The 18857-nt window shown below is 59.9% G+C and carries 18 protein-coding genes; 12 read left to right on the top strand and 6 right to left on the bottom strand.

Going from position 1 to position 18857, the window contains the following annotated elements:
- The first annotated feature begins 95 nt into the window (after positions 1 to 95).
- From SCD_RS09520 to SCD_RS09510, 3 genes are all read left to right on the top strand, one after another.
- Positions 96 to 1862, top strand: coding sequence for a glycoside hydrolase family 57 protein (locus tag SCD_RS09520; protein WP_009204929.1), 1767 nt, complete (start codon positions 96 to 98; stop codon positions 1860 to 1862).
- Between the two features lie 103 nt (positions 1863 to 1965).
- Entirely contained in the window at positions 1966 to 3972 is a 2007-nt protein-coding gene (locus tag SCD_RS09515) for an alpha-amylase/4-alpha-glucanotransferase domain-containing protein (RefSeq protein WP_009204928.1), read from the top strand.
- A gap of 45 nt (positions 3973 to 4017) precedes the next feature.
- Positions 4018 to 4509 (top strand): FKBP-type peptidyl-prolyl cis-trans isomerase, encoded by a 492-nt coding sequence (locus SCD_RS09510; protein WP_009204927.1) that lies wholly within the window; start codon positions 4018 to 4020, stop codon positions 4507 to 4509.
- A gap of 32 nt (positions 4510 to 4541) precedes the next feature.
- Here SCD_RS09510 and SCD_RS16145 read toward each other — a convergent pair whose 3' ends face one another.
- From SCD_RS16145 to SCD_RS09490, 5 genes are all read right to left on the bottom strand, one after another.
- Positions 4542 to 4796 (bottom strand): DUF3135 domain-containing protein, encoded by a 255-nt coding sequence (locus SCD_RS16145; protein ID WP_009204926.1) that lies wholly within the window; start codon positions 4794 to 4796, stop codon positions 4542 to 4544.
- Positions 4732 to 4869, bottom strand: a complete 138-nt coding sequence (locus SCD_RS17120) for a DUF3135 domain-containing protein (RefSeq protein WP_408645532.1) — start codon at positions 4867 to 4869, stop codon at positions 4732 to 4734. Before SCD_RS17120 ends, SCD_RS16145 begins: the two co-directional genes overlap by 65 nt.
- A gap of 287 nt (positions 4870 to 5156) precedes the next feature.
- A complete protein-coding gene (locus SCD_RS09500; RefSeq protein ID WP_009204924.1) occupies positions 5157 to 5657 on the bottom strand; it encodes a copper chaperone PCu(A)C in 501 nt (166 codons plus the stop codon).
- A gap of 25 nt (positions 5658 to 5682) precedes the next feature.
- Positions 5683 to 6291 (bottom strand): SCO family protein, encoded by a 609-nt coding sequence (locus SCD_RS09495; RefSeq protein WP_009204923.1) that lies wholly within the window; start codon positions 6289 to 6291, stop codon positions 5683 to 5685.
- Positions 6292 to 6295: 4 nt separating this feature from the next.
- On the bottom strand, positions 6296 to 6769 hold the full coding sequence (locus tag SCD_RS09490; RefSeq protein WP_023506932.1) for a hypothetical protein: 474 nt from the start codon (positions 6767 to 6769) through the stop codon (positions 6296 to 6298).
- Positions 6770 to 6967: 198 nt separating this feature from the next.
- Between SCD_RS09490 and SCD_RS09485 the strand changes: the two genes are divergently transcribed.
- From SCD_RS09485 to SCD_RS15735, 9 genes are all read left to right on the top strand, one after another.
- Positions 6968 to 7354 carry a hypothetical protein gene (locus SCD_RS09485; RefSeq protein WP_009204921.1) on the top strand — a complete coding sequence of 129 codons (387 nt, stop codon included), beginning with the start codon at positions 6968 to 6970 and terminating at the stop codon, positions 7352 to 7354.
- 92 nt (positions 7355 to 7446) lie between these two features.
- Positions 7447 to 8565, top strand: coding sequence for an efflux RND transporter periplasmic adaptor subunit (locus SCD_RS09480; protein WP_009204920.1), 1119 nt, complete (start codon positions 7447 to 7449; stop codon positions 8563 to 8565).
- Positions 8565 to 11642: an efflux RND transporter permease subunit gene (locus SCD_RS09475; protein ID WP_009204919.1), complete on the top strand. Its 3078-nt coding sequence runs from the start codon at positions 8565 to 8567 to the stop codon at positions 11640 to 11642. The genes SCD_RS09480 and SCD_RS09475 overlap by 1 nt, the downstream gene beginning before the upstream one ends.
- Positions 11639 to 11950, top strand: a complete 312-nt coding sequence (locus SCD_RS09470; RefSeq protein ID WP_009204918.1) for a DUF3240 family protein — start codon at positions 11639 to 11641, stop codon at positions 11948 to 11950. The genes SCD_RS09475 and SCD_RS09470 overlap by 4 nt, the downstream gene beginning before the upstream one ends.
- Positions 11947 to 13215 (top strand): TolC family protein, encoded by a 1269-nt coding sequence (locus tag SCD_RS09465; protein WP_009204917.1) that lies wholly within the window; start codon positions 11947 to 11949, stop codon positions 13213 to 13215. The genes SCD_RS09470 and SCD_RS09465 overlap by 4 nt, the downstream gene beginning before the upstream one ends.
- 90 nt (positions 13216 to 13305) lie before the next feature.
- Complete coding sequence (locus tag SCD_RS09460) at positions 13306 to 13950, top strand: cobalamin B12-binding domain-containing protein (protein WP_009204916.1); 645 nt, start codon at positions 13306 to 13308, stop codon at positions 13948 to 13950.
- Positions 13947 to 14957 carry a uroporphyrinogen decarboxylase family protein gene (locus SCD_RS09455; RefSeq protein WP_009204915.1) on the top strand — a complete coding sequence of 337 codons (1011 nt, stop codon included), beginning with the start codon at positions 13947 to 13949 and terminating at the stop codon, positions 14955 to 14957. The genes SCD_RS09460 and SCD_RS09455 overlap by 4 nt, the downstream gene beginning before the upstream one ends.
- A 3-nt stretch (positions 14958 to 14960) precedes the next feature.
- Complete coding sequence (locus SCD_RS09450; RefSeq protein ID WP_009204914.1) at positions 14961 to 16565, top strand: ASKHA domain-containing protein; 1605 nt, start codon at positions 14961 to 14963, stop codon at positions 16563 to 16565.
- The gene (locus SCD_RS15735) at positions 16565 to 18004 is read left to right on the top strand and encodes an HD-GYP domain-containing protein (protein WP_009204913.1); all 1440 of its coding nucleotides are present in this window, start codon (positions 16565 to 16567) and stop codon (positions 18002 to 18004) included. The genes SCD_RS09450 and SCD_RS15735 overlap by 1 nt, the downstream gene beginning before the upstream one ends.
- Here SCD_RS15735 and murI read toward each other — a convergent pair whose 3' ends face one another.
- Complete coding sequence (gene murI / locus SCD_RS09440) at positions 18005 to 18814, bottom strand: glutamate racemase (protein WP_009204912.1); 810 nt, start codon at positions 18812 to 18814, stop codon at positions 18005 to 18007.
- Positions 18815 to 18857: the final 43 nt, after the last annotated feature.

Genomic DNA, 18857 nt, shown 5'->3' with positions numbered 1-18857 from the left:
GAGTGCCGAGTCCTGAATCCTGAATCCTGAGCTAGCCATCACGCAGGGATTCCACTGACTCAGCACTTTCAGCTCAGCACTCAGTACTAAATCATATGACCGACAAAAAGCTCCACCTGATCCTGTGCTGGCACATGCACCAGCCTGATTACCGCAACCTGACCACGGGCGAATACATGCTGCCGTGGACCTATTTGCACGCCATGAAGGATTATTCCGACATGGCCTATCATCTGGAAAGCCATCCCCAAGCCAAGTCGGTGTTCAATTTCGTTCCCGTGCTGCTGGATCAGCTGGAGGATTACAGTCGGCAATTCGAGGAAGGCAAGCTGCGCGACCCGCTGCTTGCCTTGTTGGATGAAAAGGACCTGAATAATCTCTCTTCCGTCAGGCGCGGGCTGATTTTTGACAGCTGTTTCCGCAGCAACCATACCAAGATGATTGACCCTTACCCGGCCTACAAACGGCTGAGCGATCTGTACAAGCATCATGAACTGAATGGCGAAGCGAGCCTTGATTTCCTTTCCGGGCAGTATATGGCAGATCTGCTGGTCTGGTACCACCTGGTGTGGTGCGGTGAAAGCGTGCGGCGCGGCAGCGAGCTAGTGGTCAATCTGATGGCGAAGGGCTCGCATTTCACCCTTGCCGACCGTCGTCAACTGTTCGATCTGATCGGAAAAACCATCCGGGGATTGATTCCGCGTTACCGTAGCCTGGCAGATTCCGGGCAGATCGAAATTTCCACTACGCCCCATTATCACCCCATCGTGCCGCTCCTGATTGACTTCAAGGTGGCGCGGGAAAGTATGCCTGGCGTCGTCCTGCCGGAAGCGACGTGCTATCCGGGCGGACTCAAGCGTGCCTCCTTTCATATCACATCCGCGATCGAAAGCCATCGCGACCGATTTGGCGTTGCGCCGCAGGGCATCTGGCCCGCAGAGGGCGGCGTGTCGCAGGCGGCAGCGACAGTGTTTGCCGAGCATGGCTGCCGCTGGATGGCGAGCGGAGAATCGGTGCTGGTTAACAGTCTGCGCGGACTGGATGGGAACCAGCCGTTACCGTCCAGAATGGACTATCTCTATCGGCCTTACCGCCTTGCTACGGGCGATCATGAGATCGTCTCCTTTTTCCGCGATGACCGTCTGTCTGACAAAATCGGCTTCGAGTACGCGAAGTGGTTCGGCAGGGATGCAGTGGATAATTTCATTGATGAACTGGAGGAAATCTGGCGGCATACGCCGGAAGGCGAGAGCCCGGTGGTCAGCGTTATCCTGGACGGGGAAAACGCCTGGGAATACTACCCTTACAACGGATATTACTTTCTATCCGAAATGTACGATGCGCTGGAGTCGCACCCTTTCATCCGCTCCACCACCTTCAAGGATTATCTCGACGGCTGCGTGGAAAGCAACGGTATGCAGGTGCAATTGCCGCTGGGCTTGGTCGAGAATGCCAGCACAACAAGCCCTGCGATGGGCAAATTGCCCTACCTGGTTGCCGGCAGCTGGGTGTATGGCACGTTTTCCACCTGGATCGGAGAGCCCGCAAAAAACCGCGCCTGGGACCTGCTGTGCACCGCCAAGCAAAACTTCGACCTGGTCATGGGCAGCGGCCGCCTGGACAAGCAGGAAGTTGAACTCGCACATAAACAGCTGGCCGATTGCGAAGGTTCCGACTGGTTCTGGTGGTTCGGTGATTACAATCCGCAGCACAGCGTAGAAAGCTTCGACAAGCTGTATCGGGATAATCTGGCGAACCTCTACCGATTGCTGAAGCTGCCCATACCGGAGCAGCTCGGCAAACCGATCAGCCATGGCGGCGGCAGCCCCGAAGCGGGCGGAGCGATGCGCAGAGCAGCTTGAACAGCAACTTTTCACTGCGGAGGACGCAGAGGGAAACAATAAAACATTATCGCATTTCCTCTGCGTCCTCCGAGTCCTCTGCGGTTAAATAAGGGTTTCTTACATGGCACGTCAAATTTCCCTCCTGCTCGGCGTCCACGCCCATCAGCCCGTCGGCAACTTTCCTGAAGTACTGGAAGATGCGCACCTGCGCTGTTACCGCCCGTTCATCCATACTCTGCACCGCTTCCCCGACTTCCATTTTGCCGTGCATTTTTCCGGTTGGTTGTTGGACTGGCTGTTCCAGCATTACCCTGAAGACATGGCGCTGCTGCGCGAAATGGTCAAGCGCGGCCAGGTTGAGCTGTTTGGTGCCGGTGACACTGAGCCAGTGCTGGCGGTGATTCCCCATCGAGACCGCGTCGGGCAGGTGACGCGGCTGTCCGACAAGCTGGAAAAGAAACTGGGCCAGAGGCCGGCGGGCGCCTGGCTGACCGAGCGAGTGTGGGAAGCAACGGTGGTTCCGGCGCTGGCCGATTCGAAGATTCGTTATGTTACCGTGGACGACTACCATTTCTTCTGCGCCGGAAAGACCGCGGCTGAACTGGACGGCTTCTACACGACCGAAGAGGACGGACGCAGGCTGGATCTGTTCCCGATTTCCGAGGAACTGCGCTACCGTTTCCCGTTTTCGCCCGCCAACGAGGCGGTTGCTTATCTGGAGAGCCTGGCAGACGAAGGGCGCACCGCGGCGGTGTATTTCGATGACATCGAGAAATTCGGGATCTGGCCGGAAACCTACGAATGGGTGTACGAGAAGGGTTGGCTGGTGAGCTTCATCGAGGGTGTGCTCGCCTCGCCGAAAATCCGCACCCAGCGTTACAGCGATTACCACGCTGCCGCCAAAACGCGCGGCGTAGTTTATCTGCCCACCACCTCCTATATCGAGATGAACGAGTGGAGCCTGCCGGCGCCTGCCGCCAACCAGTATGCGGACTTGCTGGCGCGCGCCAAGGCCGAAGGGTGGTTCGCTCAGGACAAGGCGTTCCTGCGCGGCGGGATGTGGAAGAATTTCCTTACCCGCTATCCCGAGGCGAACTGGATGCACAAGCGCATGCTGGGGCTGTCCGAACGGCTGGACAAGCTGCCGTCGAACCGCAAGAAGCCGGCTATGCTCGATGCGCTGTACCGTGCCCAAGCCAATGATGCCTACTGGCATGGACTGTTCGGCGGCCTGTACCTGCCGCACTTGCGGCGCGCGGTGTACCACGCCATCGTCGAGTTGGAGGGCAGCCTCGATCAATGCGATCCGCGTTCAGGAAGAACCCGTTTTGATTGCGACCTCGATGGCCAGGATGAGGTTTTTCTGCATAACTCCGCCTTGCAGGCGGTAGTACGGGTGGACGGCAATGCCAGCGTGATCGAGTTCGACAGCTACCCGCTGCGCCACAATTTCGCCGACAGCCTGATGCGCCAGACCGAGCACTACCATCGAAAAATCCATTTGCGCGAGGAGCATGGTCAGCACGAAGGCGCCGGTATTGCCTCGGCGCATGATCGCGTCGTCTTCAAGCACGAGATTCATTCGGAGGATCTGGCTACCGATGTGCGCCCGCGTGGCCTGTTCGTCGACAGCATCCAGCCGGAGGGCGGAGGGTTCTCGCCCTTGCAGGATTACCAGCTGAAGACGGAGCGCGACCTTTCTCTGACCTTTATCGGAGACGGGGTGGAAAAACGTGTGTACTTATCTGAAAACAGGCTGGAAGCGAGCTATCGCTTCGGTAAGGAATCCCGCGGCACGTTCACCACTGAAATCAATCTCGCCATGCCAAGCTGTGATGGTCCGGCCGGGAAGTTCATCTTTGCAGGCCAGGTGCCGGGTGGTTTCGGTCAGCTGATGGAACTGGATTCGGTGAGGGAATTACTGCTTGACGACGACGTTCTGGGTGGCATGGTAAAATTGACCCTGAGCGAGCCGGCCCGGCTGGTTAGCCGGCCCCATTTCAGCGTATCCCAGTCAGAGGCGGGCTTCGAGAAAATCATGCAGGCGGTTACGCTGACGCTTTCATGGCCACTGGATAAAATCCAGCGTGAACTGCACGTGTCGCTGGAAGTGCTGCCAAAATCCTAAGCTGCTACAATAACCAGCTTTTTTACCCGATCAGGAATTACCTTCATGGCTGAGCAGAAAATCGGCAGGAACAAGACAGTACACGTGACTTATGTGATTCTGGACGAGAGTGGCAAGGTCTTCGAGCAGTACGACATGCCGATTGGCTACGTCCACGGGGCTGACAGCGGACTGTTCGAGAAAATCGAAGCAGCGCTGGAAGGCCGAGTTGCCGGCGATAAGATCGAAGTTACACTGAATCCGCAGGAAGGGTTCGGCAGCCATCATTCTGAACTGACCTTCACCGACGACATCGACAACGTGCCGCCGGAATTTCGTCATATGGGTGCCGAGGTGGAGTTCGAGAACGATAAGGGCGAGGCGATGAAGTTTTTCGTCACCAAGATCGAGAATGGCAAGCTGACTATCGACGCCAATCACCCTATGGCTGGCCAGACGGTGACCTTCGTCGTGAACGTGGTGTCGGTCAATGACGCCACACCATCCGAAATCGCCAGCGGCAGGGCGGACGGGGAAGATATGCCTAGTCTGCACTAGCACTTTCCGGTTTGGCGGGAAAATGCGGGGTATCAGGGGAGCCGTTTGCGGGGCTTGAATGTCAATATTTTGGCTGAATGGGGAAGCCGTCCTTCCCCCGAAGAGGCAGGAGTTGATCCCGTCAGTCTCCCGATTGCGGACATCATGCTATTCTCGCCGTTGAGTGTTTCCCACATCATGTTGTATAGCCGGATGCAGGCCGAGAGCGGATTGCTCGCCTTGCTACGCGCCATGTCGATGCGCCATTGCAGGGCGCGCAACCGGGGGATGTCTGTGGTGCGGAGCACGCGCAATGGCCTCCTCAATCACGCGTCTGCGCCTTTCCTCGAAAGCCGTGGGGTCTGATCGGCTGAGTGCCATCCAGTCGTTGAAATTCCATGGCTCCCTATGCGGTGTGTTCACGGCCCACTCCTCACGCTCGGCAATCGAAACGACTACAGATTCCATGCTGGACGCATTGCTTTTCAGTTCAGACTATCAAATCCAGTATAGGTTCTTCTCTGGCGATTCGTGCTGAAAAGACAATATTGCAGGGGAAAGGGTGTTCTAAAGTCTGGCTGACTGAAATAGACGGTAATAAAATCAAGTCATGGGGAGGTGCGGCAGAAGGCCCTCACCCGTCCGAGGTGGGCGGGTGAGTATGTGGCTTAGTGTTTCATGCCCTCGTGGTCATGATTCATTTCCATTTTCATTTCGGTCTGGATTTTGCGTACCGGTGCTTCAACTTTCTTGCTGCTACCGTCCTCGAAGGTCAGCGTGATCGCTACGTTATCACCTTCCTTGAGTTCCTGTTTCAGGCCGATCAGCATCACGTGCAGGCTGCCGGGTTTGAGTACGGCTTCGCCCTTGGTCTTGATCTCGATGTCCTTGACCTGACGCATTTTCATTACGCCACCATCGTTGGTGTGAGTGTGCAATTCCGTCGCCTTGGCCGCCGGGCTGTCTGCCTTGACCACTTTGTGATCCTTGCTGTCGGCGTTCTTGAGTACCATGAACGCGCCAGAGACAGTCATGCCGGGAGGTACCATGCGCACATAGGGGTCGTCGGCGGAAATGCTCTCTGCGGCGGAACCCGCCAATGCCGGGGCGGCAATCAGTGTGGCCAGAACGCAAGCGGCGATGCGGATGGAACGGAACTTGTCAGTCATGCTTTTCTCCTTCAGTTGATAAAATTTATTTCACTTGTATTGCAGCACGGATTGCTTCGACGACCTGCGCTGGCGGGGTGCCGTGATCGAGAGTTTTGAGCAGGCTGCCGTCGGGCGTAATGACGTAAGTGTACGCTGAATGATCAACTACGTAGCCGCCGGCCGATTCGGTATTCTGCTTGGAATAGCTCGCGCCGTAAAGTTTGGCGACTTTGGCGATTTCCTCCGGTGTGCCGCTCAGCCCCACAATGTTGGGGTTAAAATACGCGGTGTAGGTCTTGAGTTTGTCCAGCGTGTCGCGCTCCGGATCCACCGTGACAAACAGCATCTGCACCTTTTTCTGCTCTGCTTCGTTGAGCGAGGCAAGCGCTTGGGAAGTGAAGGCGAGCGAAGTCGGACAGATATCCGGGCAGAAGGTATAACCGAAATACAGCAGTACCACCTTGCCTTTCAGATCATGCAGCGCCAGCGGGCCGTCCGGAGAGCGCAGGGTAAAGTCTCCGCCACGGGGAACTTCCGCCAAGCCGAGTGGGGAGTGGGTGCCGGATTGATTACTGGAGGGCTGCCACACCGTAATGGCCCAGACTAGCGACAAGCCGAGTGCTACGATGATGGCGACAAGAATTTTTTTCATGGTTTTATCGTTTCGTTTCAAATCTGAATGGCACTGCAATTCGCTGACCGTCGGCCTCGACCAGTACGGTCGCCTGCCAGGCCATTTTGTTGCGTACGCACACCGGCAGTGTGGCTTCCCCGGTAAACAGGCCCTCTTTGCCGGACACCAGGCGCGGGCGGTTGAAAGCCATCTTCATGTCCACGCCGGCAAAATCCACTTCCACCGAATCGGCCTTGATGCCGGTGGCCCGCACTTGCAGCCTGAGCGGTCTCAGCACCGGGATCGGTCGGGGCTCCAGGGAGAATTCCAGGCGCCCTCCGCCGGGTAGTGAGGTGGTACATGGTCCTTGATGCAGATCGCAAGCCGCATTCAGCGGCAGGCTGATATCTTGCGGCGGGTTGAGCAGAGGCGACAGTTTGACCGCTGCCGTAATGGCCATGGCTGCAGCCAGCAATACTATAATGCCCCATAACAATTTATCCGAAAAAGATTTCATAGGCTTGTCGCAAGAAGTGTGCCTGAAATAGAGGCAATTAAATCAATGTGCTCTTGGGTAGCATCCGTGCCAAATGGCGCGTGTCGTGGATTACCACACACCTATGATAGGCTCCTAGCCGCATCCTAACTCCCTCGTCGGGCTTTGCCAATAGTAAAAAGATTGTCGCTCGTGGAAATTCTGGTTTAGAATGTGTCTATGAGTAAGACTGTAAAGAATTACTGCCTGTTACTGGTTCTGACATTCCTCCAATGTCTGGTGCCGGTTTTGCACGCCCATGCGGGCGGCGTGCATGTTTCATCTCATGTGCATGTTCATGACCTGGGTTTGGAGTCGTCGGCTTTCCATGTGGAGCATGCAACGGAGCTCAAGGCCGACATGAGCGACTCGCCCGTGGTCGGCGCCGCCTGTGAATTCAAGCGCGACCTCACGAATGATGGCTTTAACGGCGCGCCGCCTGGTGCTCTCTGCTTGAACGCGCCTTATTCGACTTACCTTGTTGCTATTGCATCACCCTCTATACTTCCCTATATGCCCTTCCGGGCCGGGCCGCCTCCCTCCCAGGCGCCGCCCGCATTCGTTTAAGCATTCCTTAAGTTAGCTGGTGCATCATCTTTGCTGCCGTTTTCTCGCTGGAGAAATGGCGGGTCTATTTCGTATTTTTTAAGGAGACAGATATGCGGAAAGCGCAATATTTGCGCGCTTCCCTGGGAGCGCTGTTGCTATGCGGTTTTATTGTTGCAACACCGCTGCAAGCTGGCGATGAAATCAAGTTGTCCCCGGCTCAGGCCAAGGCTATGGGCGTAGCTACGGCACCGCTCGCCAGTACTGTCACGACGGGCGGAAAAGGATTGCCTGCGAGGGTGGTGATACCGAACCATCAGTTGCACATTGTCAGTGCACCGCTTGCCGGGATGGTTGAAACTATATTAGTGTCGCCCAATCAGGTGGTAAAAAAAGGTCAGGTTCTGGCTCGTTTGCAGAGCCCAGGCTTGGTGGAAATTCAGCGCGGCTTCCTGCAGGCGGCGACACAGGAGCAACTGGCACGCGAATCACTGAGCCGCGATGAGAAATTGTTCAAGGAAGGCATAGTCGCCGAAAGCCGATATCTTGCCGCAAAGGGCCGTCACGTCGAAGCGGTGGCGGCATTGTCCGAGCGCCGCCAGGCTCTTGCGCTTGCAGGCCTGAGCTCCGCCGCATTGCAGCGGCTGGAAAAGAGCCATGCCATGTTCAGCACCATCGAGATCACCGCGCCGGTCAATGGTGTCGCGCTTGAATTGATGGCGGTACCGGGCCAGCGTATTGAGGCGGCCATGCCATTGGCCAAACTGGCACAGATCGTGCCGCTGTGGTTGGACATTCAGGCGCCGCTGGCACAGGTTGCCGGCCTGAAGGCAGGTGGAGCGGTTAGCGTGCCGGCTTATCAGGCAAGTGGAAAAGTGGCGCAAATCGGTCGTGGCGTGGAGGAAGGCAGTCAGACCGTGACGGTGCGTGCCGAGATCCGCCAGGGCGCGGAGAATCTGCGTCCTGGCCAGTTCGTCGAGGCCGTGCTGGCCGTGGACAGTGATGACAAGCACTGGCATGTACCCAATAGCGCGTTGGTGCGGCAGCGCGAGCAAGCCTATGTATTCGTGCAGACTACGACGGGCTTTCTCGCCAAGTCAGTGAAGCTGGGTGGTGAGACGGCGGGGAACAGTGTGGTGATTGCGGAATTCAAGGGTGACGAGCGCATCGCAGTGAGCGGCACGGTTTCGCTCAAGGCGATGTGGCAAGGGCTGGCGGCGGGAGGCGAATAATGCTGACGCGGATAATCGAATTTGCCCTCACCCAGCGGCTGGCGGTGATCGTGACCACCTTGATACTCATCGCTGCGGGTGCGTTCGCCTTCAAGAAATTGCCGATCGATGCTTTTCCCGATGTTTCATCGACCCAGGTCAAGGTCATCATCAAGGCGCCGGGGATGACGCCGGAGGAGGTCGAGTCGCGCATCGTGGCGCCGATCGAGGTGGAACTCCTGGGCATCCCTTACAAGAAAATCCTGCGTTCGGTATCGAAGTATGCGCTGACCGACATCACCATCGATTTCGAGGATGGTACCGACATCTACTGGGCGCGCAATCAGGTGGCGGAACGCTTGGGCGGGGTAATGAAAGACCTGCCCGCCGGCGTCAGTGGCGGACTTGCGCCGATCACCACGCCGCTGGGCGAAATGCTGATGTTTACCATCGAAGGCGGTGATCTCACCCCGCTGGAACGGCGCGCCTTGCTCGACTGGGTGATCCGCCCGGCGTTGCGTACCTTGCCGGGCGTGGCGGATGTCAATGCGCTGGGTGGCCTGGTGCGCACCTTTGAAGTGGTGCCGGACAACGCGGCCATGCAGGCGCGCGGCATTGCCATGGCACAGTTGCAGCAGGCTCTGGAGGTCAATAATCGTAATGACGGTGCTGGCCGACTCAAGGATGGCGAGGAAGTTCTGCTGGTGCGTAGCGAGGGGGCGATCAAGAGCCTCGACGACCTGCGCGCCATCGTCGTCAGTAACCGCGACGGCCAGGCGGTCCGCGTGGGCGACGTGGCAAAGGTGCGCATTGGCAACCTGAGTCGTTATGGCGCTGTCACCAAGGATGGCAAGGGTGAGGCAGTGGAAGGGCTGGTGCTGGGCTTGCGCGGTGCTAATGCGCAGACCGTGGTGAACGGCGTCAAAGCGAGACTGAAGGAAATCGCGCCTTCGTTCCCGCCCGGCGTAAAGACCGAGATTTTCTATGATCGTGGCAGTCTGGTGGAGCGCGCTGTCGGCACAGTTTCCAGGGCGTTGATGGAAGCGATCGTTCTGGTGGTGATTCTGCTCCTGCTGTTTTTAGGAAATCTGCGTGCCGCCATCGTGGTGGCGGTCACGCTGCCGCTGGCAGCGCTGTTCACTTTTATTCTGATGAGTTTATTCGGAATGTCGGCCAACCTGATGAGCCTGGGCGGACTTGCCATCGCCATCGGTATGCTGGTGGACGCCGCTGTGGTCGTGGTGGAGAACGTGGTTTCACATCTCGCCCACGACCAGAGTTCGAAGAATATCCCGCATCTGCATGTGATTTATCGGGCGGTCAAGGAAGTGGTGATGCCGGTGGCCTCCGGCGTGGTGATCATCATCGTGGTGTTCCTGCCTCTGCTGACCTTGCAGGGTCTGGAAGGCAAGCTGTTCATCCCGGTGGCGCTGACCATTGTGTTCGCGCTGGCCGGCTCGCTGATCCTGTCGCTCACCGCGATCCCGGTGCTGGCGTCCTACATGTTGAAACAGGGCGCCCATGGTGACCCGTGGCTGGTGCGCAAGCTCACTGCGGTTTACATGCCAGCACTCGGCTGGGCACTCAAGCATGCCAAGCTGGTGGCCATCGGCGCGGTGGCTGCGCTGGCCATGACGGTGGCGGTTTATCCGATGATCGGCAAGACCTTCATGCCGACGATGGATGAGGGCGATATCATCATCGGCGTGGAGAAATTGCCTTCTATTAGCCTGGAGGAATCGATGGCGCTGGATCTGCGCCTGCAGCAAGCGATCATGGCGCGGGTGCCGGAAGTGAAAGGGATAGTGGCGCGCGCGGGTTCGGACGAACTGGGTCTTGATCCGATGGGCTTTAACCAGACCGATACTTTCCTGGTGCTGAAGCCGCGCGATCAGTGGCGCAAGCCGGACAAGGAATGGCTCACCGACCAGTTGCGCGAGGTGCTCAAGGACTTTCCCGGTATCTCCCACAGCTTCACCCAGCCCATCGATATGCGTGTTTCCGAGATGGTCATCGGCGTGCGCGGCGACGTCGCGGTGAAGGTTTTCGGTCCCGATCTCGCCACCCTCAACCAGCAGGCGGAAAAAATCGAGACCGTGCTCAAGGGCATCAAGGGTAGCGAGGACGTTTACCGGGTGATGAACGATGGGGTGCAGTACATGCAAATCGAGATCGACCGCCTTGCCGCAGGACGTATGGGGCTGACGGTAGATGAGATCGGCAACGCCCTGCGCTCCCAGCTTGAAGGTCAGGTGCTGGGCATGGTGATGGAAGGCGTGCGGCGCACGCCGGTATTGCTTCGCGGCAGCGATGCCGTGCGCGATATCCCGGCGGTGTTCGCTGACCTGCGCCTGACCCTGCCTTCCGGCCAGAGCGTGCCGCTGGCGAGTGTGGCTCACCTCAAGCGGGTGGATGGACCGGTCAAGATCGATCGGGAAAACTCGCAGCGCTACGCCGTGGTGCAAAGCAACGTGCGCGGCCGCGACCTGGTCAGTTTTGTCGAGGAGGCGAAGCTGGCGGTGGAGAAACTGGCGCCATCGCCAGCCGGCTACAGTCTCACCTGGGGCGGCCAGTTCGAGAACCAGCAACGCGCCGCAGCACGGCTCGCCATCGTGGTCCCTGTGGCTCTGGCCATGATCCATCTGCTGTTGTTCGCCACCTTCGGTTCGATGCGCCAGGCGTGGCTGGTCTTCGCCAACATTCCCTTCGCCCTGATCGGGGGCGTGTGGGCGCTGTGGCTCTCGGGCGAATACCTGTCGGTCCCGGCGTCGGTCGGATTCATCGCACTGCTGGGTATTGCGGTGCTGAACGGGGTGGTGATGGTGAGTTATTTCAACCAGCTGCGGGATCAGGGCATGACGCTGATTGAAGTGGTGGTGGAGGGCTCCCGGCGTCGCCTGCGGCCGGTGATGATGACCGCCAGTATCACTGCTTTCGGTCTGGTTCCACTGCTGTTCGCCAGCGGCCCCGGCTCGGAGATTCAGAAGCCGTTGGCGATCGTGGTGATCGGCGGCCTGCTGAGCTCGACACTGTTGACATTGATCATCCTGCCGCTGCTTTACCAGCGGTTCGGCGTGGTCGGAGAGGATAAAAAATGAAACAACCGGATTGTTGTCTGACCATCGTTTTTTCCAAGGCGCTGGAGGAGGACATGATAGACCACTTGCTTGAGCACCCTGAGCTGGCATGCGGTTTTACCACTTACGAGGTTGAGGGCCACGGCCAGGTTGCCGTCTACCACAGCGTCAACGAGCAGGTAAGAGGCCGTGCGCGGCGGGTGAAGATGGAGGTGGCGATGGAGCATGAGGATGCACAGACGCTGATCGCCCATTTCAAGGAAACCCTGCCGAGCCGGGATATCGTTTACTGGATAGCTCCAATCAATGAATTCGGGAGGTTCGCATGAACAGAATGCTTTTATTTATCATGCTCTCGGTCCCACTGCCCACAATGGCAGCTGAAACATTGGTCAATTATCCCGATCTGCCATCGCCGGCAGCCGTTGAGGCAGCGATCAGGAGCAGCCCTGATGTGCTGTCCGCCCAGGCCGGCATCAAGGTCGGCGAGGCGGTGCGCCAGCGCCTGCAGGCTGGCGAGCACGAGGTCATCATGCGCGTGATGGGGCAGCGGCGCAGCATCAATCCCTCCGAGCGTTACCGGGAATGGGATATCGGGCTGGAGAGGGCTATCCGCCTGCCCGGCAAGGCCGCGCTCGACGGCAAGATGGGCAATGTCGAGGTGGAGCGTTCGCACACCCTGTATGGCGATGCGCTGCATGAAACGGGGCGTGTTCTACTCAAGGCCTGGTTTTCCTGGAACCGGGAGCGGTCTCAGTCGCAGCAATGGGCGAATCAAGTGGAACTGTTGAAGAAGCAGGCTGGAATCGTCGCCAAGCGGGTGCGCGCGGGCGATGCGCCGCGGCTGGAAATCGACCTTGCCGAAGCCGCTGTGGCGCAGGCAGAAAGCACGCTATACCAGGCCAGGCTGCGTGAGCAGGTGGCTGCCAATGAGCTCGGCCAGCGCTTTCCGGCGATTTCCCTGCCGGCATCGGTGCCTGCGTCGGCTCCTGTGCCTTTGCAGCAGGGGCTGGAATACTGGCAGGAAGAAATTCTCAGGCACAACCACGAACTTGGTGTGGCGCGTAGCGAGGCGTCGCTGGGAAGGCTGCACTCGGAACGCTCGTCCGCCGACAAACTTCCTGACCCCACCGTTGGCTTGCGTTTTGGCGGTGAACGGGACAGCGCCGAGCACATCGTCGGCCTGCATGTGTCGTTTCCCTTCCCCGGTGGCGCGCGTTCGGCTCGGGCAGACGAAGGCAGGGCAATGGCGGAGATGGCGGCACAGCGCGAGGCGGCTATTTTGCGCAAGGTCACTGCCGAGTCGGTCAACAGCTTTGCGGCAGCCCAGGCTGCCTACGGCGGCTGGCAAAGCGCCCAGAGCGTAGCCGAGAAGATGCGCGGCAATGCCGAATTGATGGCGCGCGCCTATTCGCTAGGCGAGATGGGTTTGCCGGAAGTGCTGACAGCGCGCAGACAGGCGCTGGAAGCTAATCTGGCGGCCGCGCTGGCGCGCCTGGATGCGGCCGAAACCCGTTATCGCCTGTTGCTCGATGCGCACCAGCTATGGCCGCTGGATGCCGACGAAGAGGACGAGGGTCACGCGCACTATTAAAGGCGATGCGGCAGGAATTCGATTTTTCCTTTTGCCGAGCTTGCAGAGCACTACAATGAAAGTATCTGCTTTGTCCTGAATACGGTCGCCATGATCAACCCGGAAATGAACAAGCTGGTGGAGGTCCTGCTGGAAGGGGGCCACGCCGCTGCACTGACCGAGGCCAGGCGGCTGCGCATTGCAGGCATGGCGTCCGAGCGGATCGTGACGGAAGGGCTGGAAGCGGCGATGCAGCGGCTCGATGACAAGTGCACCGTGGAAAGCTTCAACCTGCTCGAAATCATGCTGGTCGGGCGCGCGGTATCCGCCGTGGTGAACGAGCTTTATCCGGAGGGTGTGCCGCCGGAGCAGGGCCGCGATACCTTCGTCATCGCCACGCTGGAGGGCGATGTCCATGACTTGGGCAAGAACATCACCAAGATGGTGCTGATCGGCAAGGGTTACCGGGTGGTCGATCTGGGCAAGGACTGCCCGGTGGAAACCCTGGTGAATGCGGCCGGGCGCGAGCGCGCCCATGCCGTTCTGGTAAGCGGCCTGATCACGCCGGTCATTCCGCAGGTGCGCAAAGTCAGGTCCGCGCTGGTCGAGCACGGCCTGGGTGGCATCAGGGTGGTGGCGGGCGGCGCCGCGCTGAAGCAGTCCTCGGCCGAAGCGCTGAACGTGGATTACGTGGCGGAAACAGCATTCGACGGGGCGCGCTACCTGGATAGCCTGGTGCGGGGGGCTTTATTATGAACAGCCTGGAACGGATCAAGGCTGCGATCGCTTTTGCTCCGGTCGACCGCACGCCCGTCGTGCCGCAACTGTTCGGCCACGCCGCTACGCTGGCCGGCGTGGCGCTGGGAGATTACCTGCGTGACGGCTGCCTGCTGGCGCGCTGCCAGATTGAGGCCCTGGAACACTATGGGCACGACATCGTGTTCGCCTTCATGGATTTATGCGTGGAGACCGAGGCGGTCGGCTCCATTCTGCGATACCACGACAACCAGTATCCGGATGTGGCTTCCTATGTGCTCGCGCCCTCCAGCAGCGTGTCGGCGCTGGCCGTGCCCGACCCCGCCGCTGCCGGGCGTATGCCGGAGCTGTTGCGGACGGCGGGAATTCTGCGCCACGAGCTGGACGATACGGTGCTGGTGGCCGGCTGCGTTGCCGGTCCGATGACCCTGGCGACCCAGTTGCTCGGCATCGAAACCGCGCTCTACCTGGCGGCGGACGATCCGGTACGGTTCGAAAAAATCCTCGATTTTTCCGCCGCAGTCGCGATCCGCTACGGCACTGCCCAGATCGAGGCGGGCGTCCATCTGCCCATCGTGTTCGATCCCTCCGCTTCACCGGCGGTGGTGCCGCCGCAGTTTTTCCGCGAACTGCTGCTGCCCAGGCTGCAGCGGGTCTTCGCCTCGTTCCGGCAGGCCGGGGCTCTGGCCAACTGGCTCAACATCGCCGGGCCGACCGAAACCACCCTGCCCTATTATCCCGAAGCCGGGGCGGATATCGCCAACTTCGACTACTACGTCGAGCCGCAGCGGGCGCAGCAGCTGCTCCCCCACACCTGTCTCGACGGCAACCTGAAGTCGCTGCTGTTCGTCGAGGCGTCGCCGGACGAAGTGACCGCCGCCGCTTCCCGGCTGGTCGCTGCATTTGCTGAGCGGGGAGGCTTCCTGCTTTCATCCGGCTGCGAAATTCCGCCCGAAGCAAAGCCGGAAAACATCGCCGCCATGGTGGCGGCGTGCCGAGGAGGATGAGGCATGCCGGAGCTGATCCTCAGCATCGACGGCGAGACCCACCGCATTCCTTTTGAACTCGGTCCGTCAGTCCGCGAGATCCTGGATGCGACCGATTTTCGCGTGCGCTCCGGCTGCCGCGGCATTGGCGCGTGCGGTCTGTGCCGGGTGCACGTGGCTGGAGGAGAAGCCAGCGAGCTGACGCAGAACGAGCGTCTGCACCTGACTTCGGCGCAGATTTCCCAAGGGGTGCGGCTGGCCTGCCAAGTCAGTCCTCGCCACGACATGCAAGTCGAAATCCTTAACCCCGCTCCACCGTCGAACTGGAAATCGTCCCCGGATACGGCTTTGCTGCACACACTCCGCGAAAAGGCGGAGGAGGGGAGGTGGCTGCCGCCAGGGGTCAAGCATCCGTGTGGCATGGCGGTGGATTTGGGTACGACGCATGTGTGCTTGTCGCTGTTCGATCTGGCCAAGGGACGATGGCTATCTGACCGCTGGGGGCGCAACCCGCAGCAGGATTTTGGCGCCGACGTGGTTACCCGTCTTGCGGCGGCGGCTGAGTCGCCCGATGCGGCACGGGAAATGAGCCGGCTTGCGGTGGCGGCGATCGGGGAGGCGCTGCTCGACATCGCCACGCGCGAGGGCTTCGATCCGCGCCGCGTTGTTAATGTCACGGTGGTTGGCAACACGGCGATGCTGGCCTTGCTTTCAGGCCGCAATTTCGGGCTACTGCTTCAGCCGGATTACTGGACGCAGCCGGTGGATTGCACGCCCCTGGAAACTTCGAGCTGGGTGGAGGAATGGCAGGTCAGCTCGAAGGCTGAGGTCGACGTGGTTGCCCCGCTGGCTGGGTTCGTCGGTTCTGACCTGCTGGCTGGGTTGGTGTCCACGCGCTTTACAGAGGGGGTAGCGCCGGCATTGTTCATCGATTTCGGCACCAATTCCGAGATTGCGCTGTGGAGCGGCGATGAGCTGTGGGTGACCTCTTCCGCAGGCGGCCCGGCATTCGAAAGCAGTGGCATCAGCTGCGGCGCGCCGGCGGAGGCCGGTGCGGTGTTCCGGGTGAGGCTGGATGCGGATGGGGGCGTGGACTGCCAGATCATCGGTGACGACCGCGCCAAGGGTCTATGCGGGTCGGGCCTGGTGGATCTGGTCGCGTGCCTGCTCGATTCCGGCAGGTTGACCAGCGCCGGCAAGTTTTTCGGCGGTGAAGCCGGATACGCTTTCAGTGCTGGCGGAACCGAGTTGACCCTGACCAAGGGCGATGTGGACCTGTTGCAGCGCGCCAAAGCCGCCATCGGGGTCGGCATCAGGGCGCTGTGTGTCCATGCCGGGGTGGGCCTGAAGGATCTGCAGCGGGTCTGCGTGGGCGGGGCATTCGGGCGCTATCTGGATGTCGGCAGCGCCCAGGCGATCGGGTTGTTGCCGCCGGTGCCGCCGGAAACGGTGGAGCTTGCCGGCAACACTGCCCTCGCCGGCTGCTGTGACATAATGCTGTCGTCGCTGGCGGCGGAGCGGTTGAAAAAGTTGCGCAGCCGTGCCCGGCTTGTCAATCTGGCGCACTATGCTGATTTCGAACAGGCATTTTTCGAAAATCTGTATCTTCAGCCGCTACGGGAGGTCTGATGAGCGAACCGTTCTCCGGACAAAACCCGCATTTCAATGCCGTGATCAAGACGGCTCAGTACTTGGCAGGACTCACCAGCGATCGGGATGTCTGGACCGAGCTGGGGAAGGTGGTGACTCGCTTTTTTGGCGCGGACATCGTCGCCTTTGCCGGCCGGCACCCGAACGGGCGGATTATCGTCCATTCCTGCAGTCCGGCAGATACAAGCCTTTGTCCACGCCTGGTCGAGGCGGCAGGAAATACTATTATCCAGGTGCTGGAAAGCGGCTTTCTTGCAACCGAAACGCTGAACTTGCCGCCGGCCTGTTCGGTCGCTTTCCTGCCCTTGACCGAGGGTCGCAGCACCGCGACCGTGATGCTGGTGGGTCACCGCACCGTCGCGCCCTTGTCCAGGGAGCTGCTCAATGTCTATCTTGCTGTGGCGGGCCTGTTCGACACCACGCTCGCGCGCATCGCCTCGGAGCACCGTTTTATCAGCATGGCGGACAACGTGCCGGAAATGCTGTACCAGATGCTGCGCTATCCGGATGGAAAGGCCCGCTTCACCTATGTCAGCAAGGGCTCCAGCGAGGTGCTGGGGCTGCCTCCGGATGAACTGCTGGCCGATGCGGCGGCGTTCATTGACGGACTTCACGTCGAGGACCGGCAAGGCTACGAGGCGGCGCTGGCCCGGTGCGAGGCAGGGGCGATCCGCCTGAACCAGGCTTTTCGCTGGCTTGACCGGGCGGGTGGGGTCAGGCATATCCTGCTCAACGCCATGCCGAGCGCGCAGGAGGACGGCAGCGTGGTGTGGGACGGCGCCGCTCAAGACATCACCGAGCGCGAGCGGCTCGAAGCCGAGCGCAAGCACAGCCTGGAGCAGCTGGAAAACAGTATGGAGGAAACTGTTCAGGCCATCGCCACGACCATCGAGATGCGCGACCCCTACACCGCCGGGCACCAGCGCCGCGTCGCCGGGCTCGCCCAGCACATCGCCGAGGAAATGCACCTGCCGGCTGAAGAGGTGCACGGTATTTACCTTGCCGCCACCATCCACGACATCGGAAAAATCCACATCCCAGCCGAAATCCTGAGCTTTCCCGGCAAGCTTGGGGAGATTGAATATGCACTGATCAAGGTTCATGTCCAAGCTGGCTATGACATTCTGAAAAATATCGAATTCCCCTGGCCGGTGGCGCAGATGGTGTACCAGCACCATGAACATCTGGACGGCAGCGGTTACCCGCGTGGGCTGAAGGGCGACGAGATCATGCTCGGTGCGCGCATCCTGTGCGTGGCCGACGTGGTTGAGTCAATGGCCTCGTACCGCCCCTATCGGCCGGGGCTTGGCACCGAGAAGGCGCTGGCGGAGATCAGGGAGAATCGCGGCAGGCTGTACGACGCCGCGGTGGTGGATGTATGTCTGGGGTTGTTCGGCAAGGGTTACGAGTTCAAGTAGTTACCATTTCACTACATGCACATTGGACAGCGTGCGGCCGAGGAAGCGCTCGCCGATGGTCTGGAAGCGGAGCGGTACATCGGTGACGAAAAAATCGTAGTGTGGAGCCGTGCGCTGCGGATTGGACAGGTTCATTTCGGTGAGCAGTGCAGCGGTTTCCTCAGCCATCGCTTCGGCCGAATCCACCAATCGTACCCCTGGCCCCACTACATCCTGCAGCAGCGGCTTGAGCAGGGGGTAATGGGTGCAGCCCAGCACCAGGGTGTCAATGTCTTGCGCCAGTACCGGTTTCAGGTATTCCTGCGCGGTCAGTCGCGTGACCGGGTGATCCAGCCAGCCTTCCTCGACCAGCGGCACTAATAGCGGGCAAGCCTGGGAGAAAATCCGCACCTCGGGCTCGTACTGGTGGATGGCGCGGGCATAGGCGTTGCTGTTGATGGTGGTGGGGGTGCCGATCACGCCCACCTGTTTTTTTGCCGTGGTGGCGATGGCGCCGAGTGCGCCGGCGTCGATCACGTCCAGCACCGGAACCGGGGAAAGATCTTTGACTACCTGCGAGGCTACCGCTGCCATGGTGTTGCAGGCAACGACCAGCAGCTTGACCTCTTTGGCGAGCAGGAATTCTGCGATCTGAGTGGTGTAGTGGGCGATGGTTTCGACCGATTTTACACCGTAGGGCACGCGCGCGGTGTCGCCGAAATAGACGATGTTCTCGAACGGCAAGCGTTCCATCAGGGCGCGTACCACGGTGAGGCCGCCCACGCCGGAATCGAAAACACCGATGGGATTGCTGGAGTTCGGATTCATCATAAGATTTTCCACATAAGCAGGCCGCCATTCTGAGTGTTCGGCC

Origin of the sequence: Sulfuricella denitrificans skB26 (assembly GCF_000297055.2) — a bacterium.
GTDB classification, from domain to species: Bacteria; Pseudomonadota; Gammaproteobacteria; order Burkholderiales; family Sulfuricellaceae; genus Sulfuricella; species Sulfuricella denitrificans.
Note: the sequence above shows the minus strand (reverse complement) of the source record. Positions and strands in the feature narration are given on the sequence as shown.

What these genes read in the sequence shown, in the direction of transcription:
- SCD_RS09520 (WP_009204929.1), top strand. Translation starts at nt 96, where the DNA reads ATGACCGACAAAAAGCTCCACCTGATCCTGTGCTGGCACATGCACCAG.
- SCD_RS09515 (WP_009204928.1), top strand. Translation starts at nt 1,966, where the DNA reads ATGGCACGTCAAATTTCCCTCCTGCTCGGCGTCCACGCCCATCAGCCC.
- SCD_RS09510 (WP_009204927.1), top strand. Translation starts at nt 4,018, where the DNA reads ATGGCTGAGCAGAAAATCGGCAGGAACAAGACAGTACACGTGACTTAT.
- SCD_RS17120 (WP_408645532.1), bottom strand. Translation starts at nt 4,869, where the DNA reads ATGGCACTCAGCCGATCAGACCCCACGGCTTTCGAGGAAAGGCGCAGA.
- SCD_RS09500 (WP_009204924.1), bottom strand. Translation starts at nt 5,657, where the DNA reads ATGACTGACAAGTTCCGTTCCATCCGCATCGCCGCTTGCGTTCTGGCC.
- SCD_RS09495 (WP_009204923.1), bottom strand. Translation starts at nt 6,291, where the DNA reads ATGAAAAAAATTCTTGTCGCCATCATCGTAGCACTCGGCTTGTCGCTA.
- SCD_RS09490 (WP_023506932.1), bottom strand. Translation starts at nt 6,769, where the DNA reads ATGAAATCTTTTTCGGATAAATTGTTATGGGGCATTATAGTATTGCTG.
- SCD_RS09485 (WP_009204921.1), top strand. Translation starts at nt 6,968, where the DNA reads ATGAGTAAGACTGTAAAGAATTACTGCCTGTTACTGGTTCTGACATTC.
- SCD_RS09480 (WP_009204920.1), top strand. Translation starts at nt 7,447, where the DNA reads ATGCGGAAAGCGCAATATTTGCGCGCTTCCCTGGGAGCGCTGTTGCTA.
- SCD_RS09475 (WP_009204919.1), top strand. Translation starts at nt 8,565, where the DNA reads ATGCTGACGCGGATAATCGAATTTGCCCTCACCCAGCGGCTGGCGGTG.
- SCD_RS09470 (WP_009204918.1), top strand. Translation starts at nt 11,639, where the DNA reads ATGAAACAACCGGATTGTTGTCTGACCATCGTTTTTTCCAAGGCGCTG.
- SCD_RS09465 (WP_009204917.1), top strand. Translation starts at nt 11,947, where the DNA reads ATGAACAGAATGCTTTTATTTATCATGCTCTCGGTCCCACTGCCCACA.
- SCD_RS09460 (WP_009204916.1), top strand. Translation starts at nt 13,306, where the DNA reads ATGATCAACCCGGAAATGAACAAGCTGGTGGAGGTCCTGCTGGAAGGG.
- SCD_RS09455 (WP_009204915.1), top strand. Translation starts at nt 13,947, where the DNA reads ATGAACAGCCTGGAACGGATCAAGGCTGCGATCGCTTTTGCTCCGGTC.
- SCD_RS09450 (WP_009204914.1), top strand. Translation starts at nt 14,961, where the DNA reads ATGCCGGAGCTGATCCTCAGCATCGACGGCGAGACCCACCGCATTCCT.
- SCD_RS15735 (WP_009204913.1), top strand. Translation starts at nt 16,565, where the DNA reads ATGAGCGAACCGTTCTCCGGACAAAACCCGCATTTCAATGCCGTGATC.
- murI (WP_009204912.1), bottom strand. Translation starts at nt 18,814, where the DNA reads ATGATGAATCCGAACTCCAGCAATCCCATCGGTGTTTTCGATTCCGGC.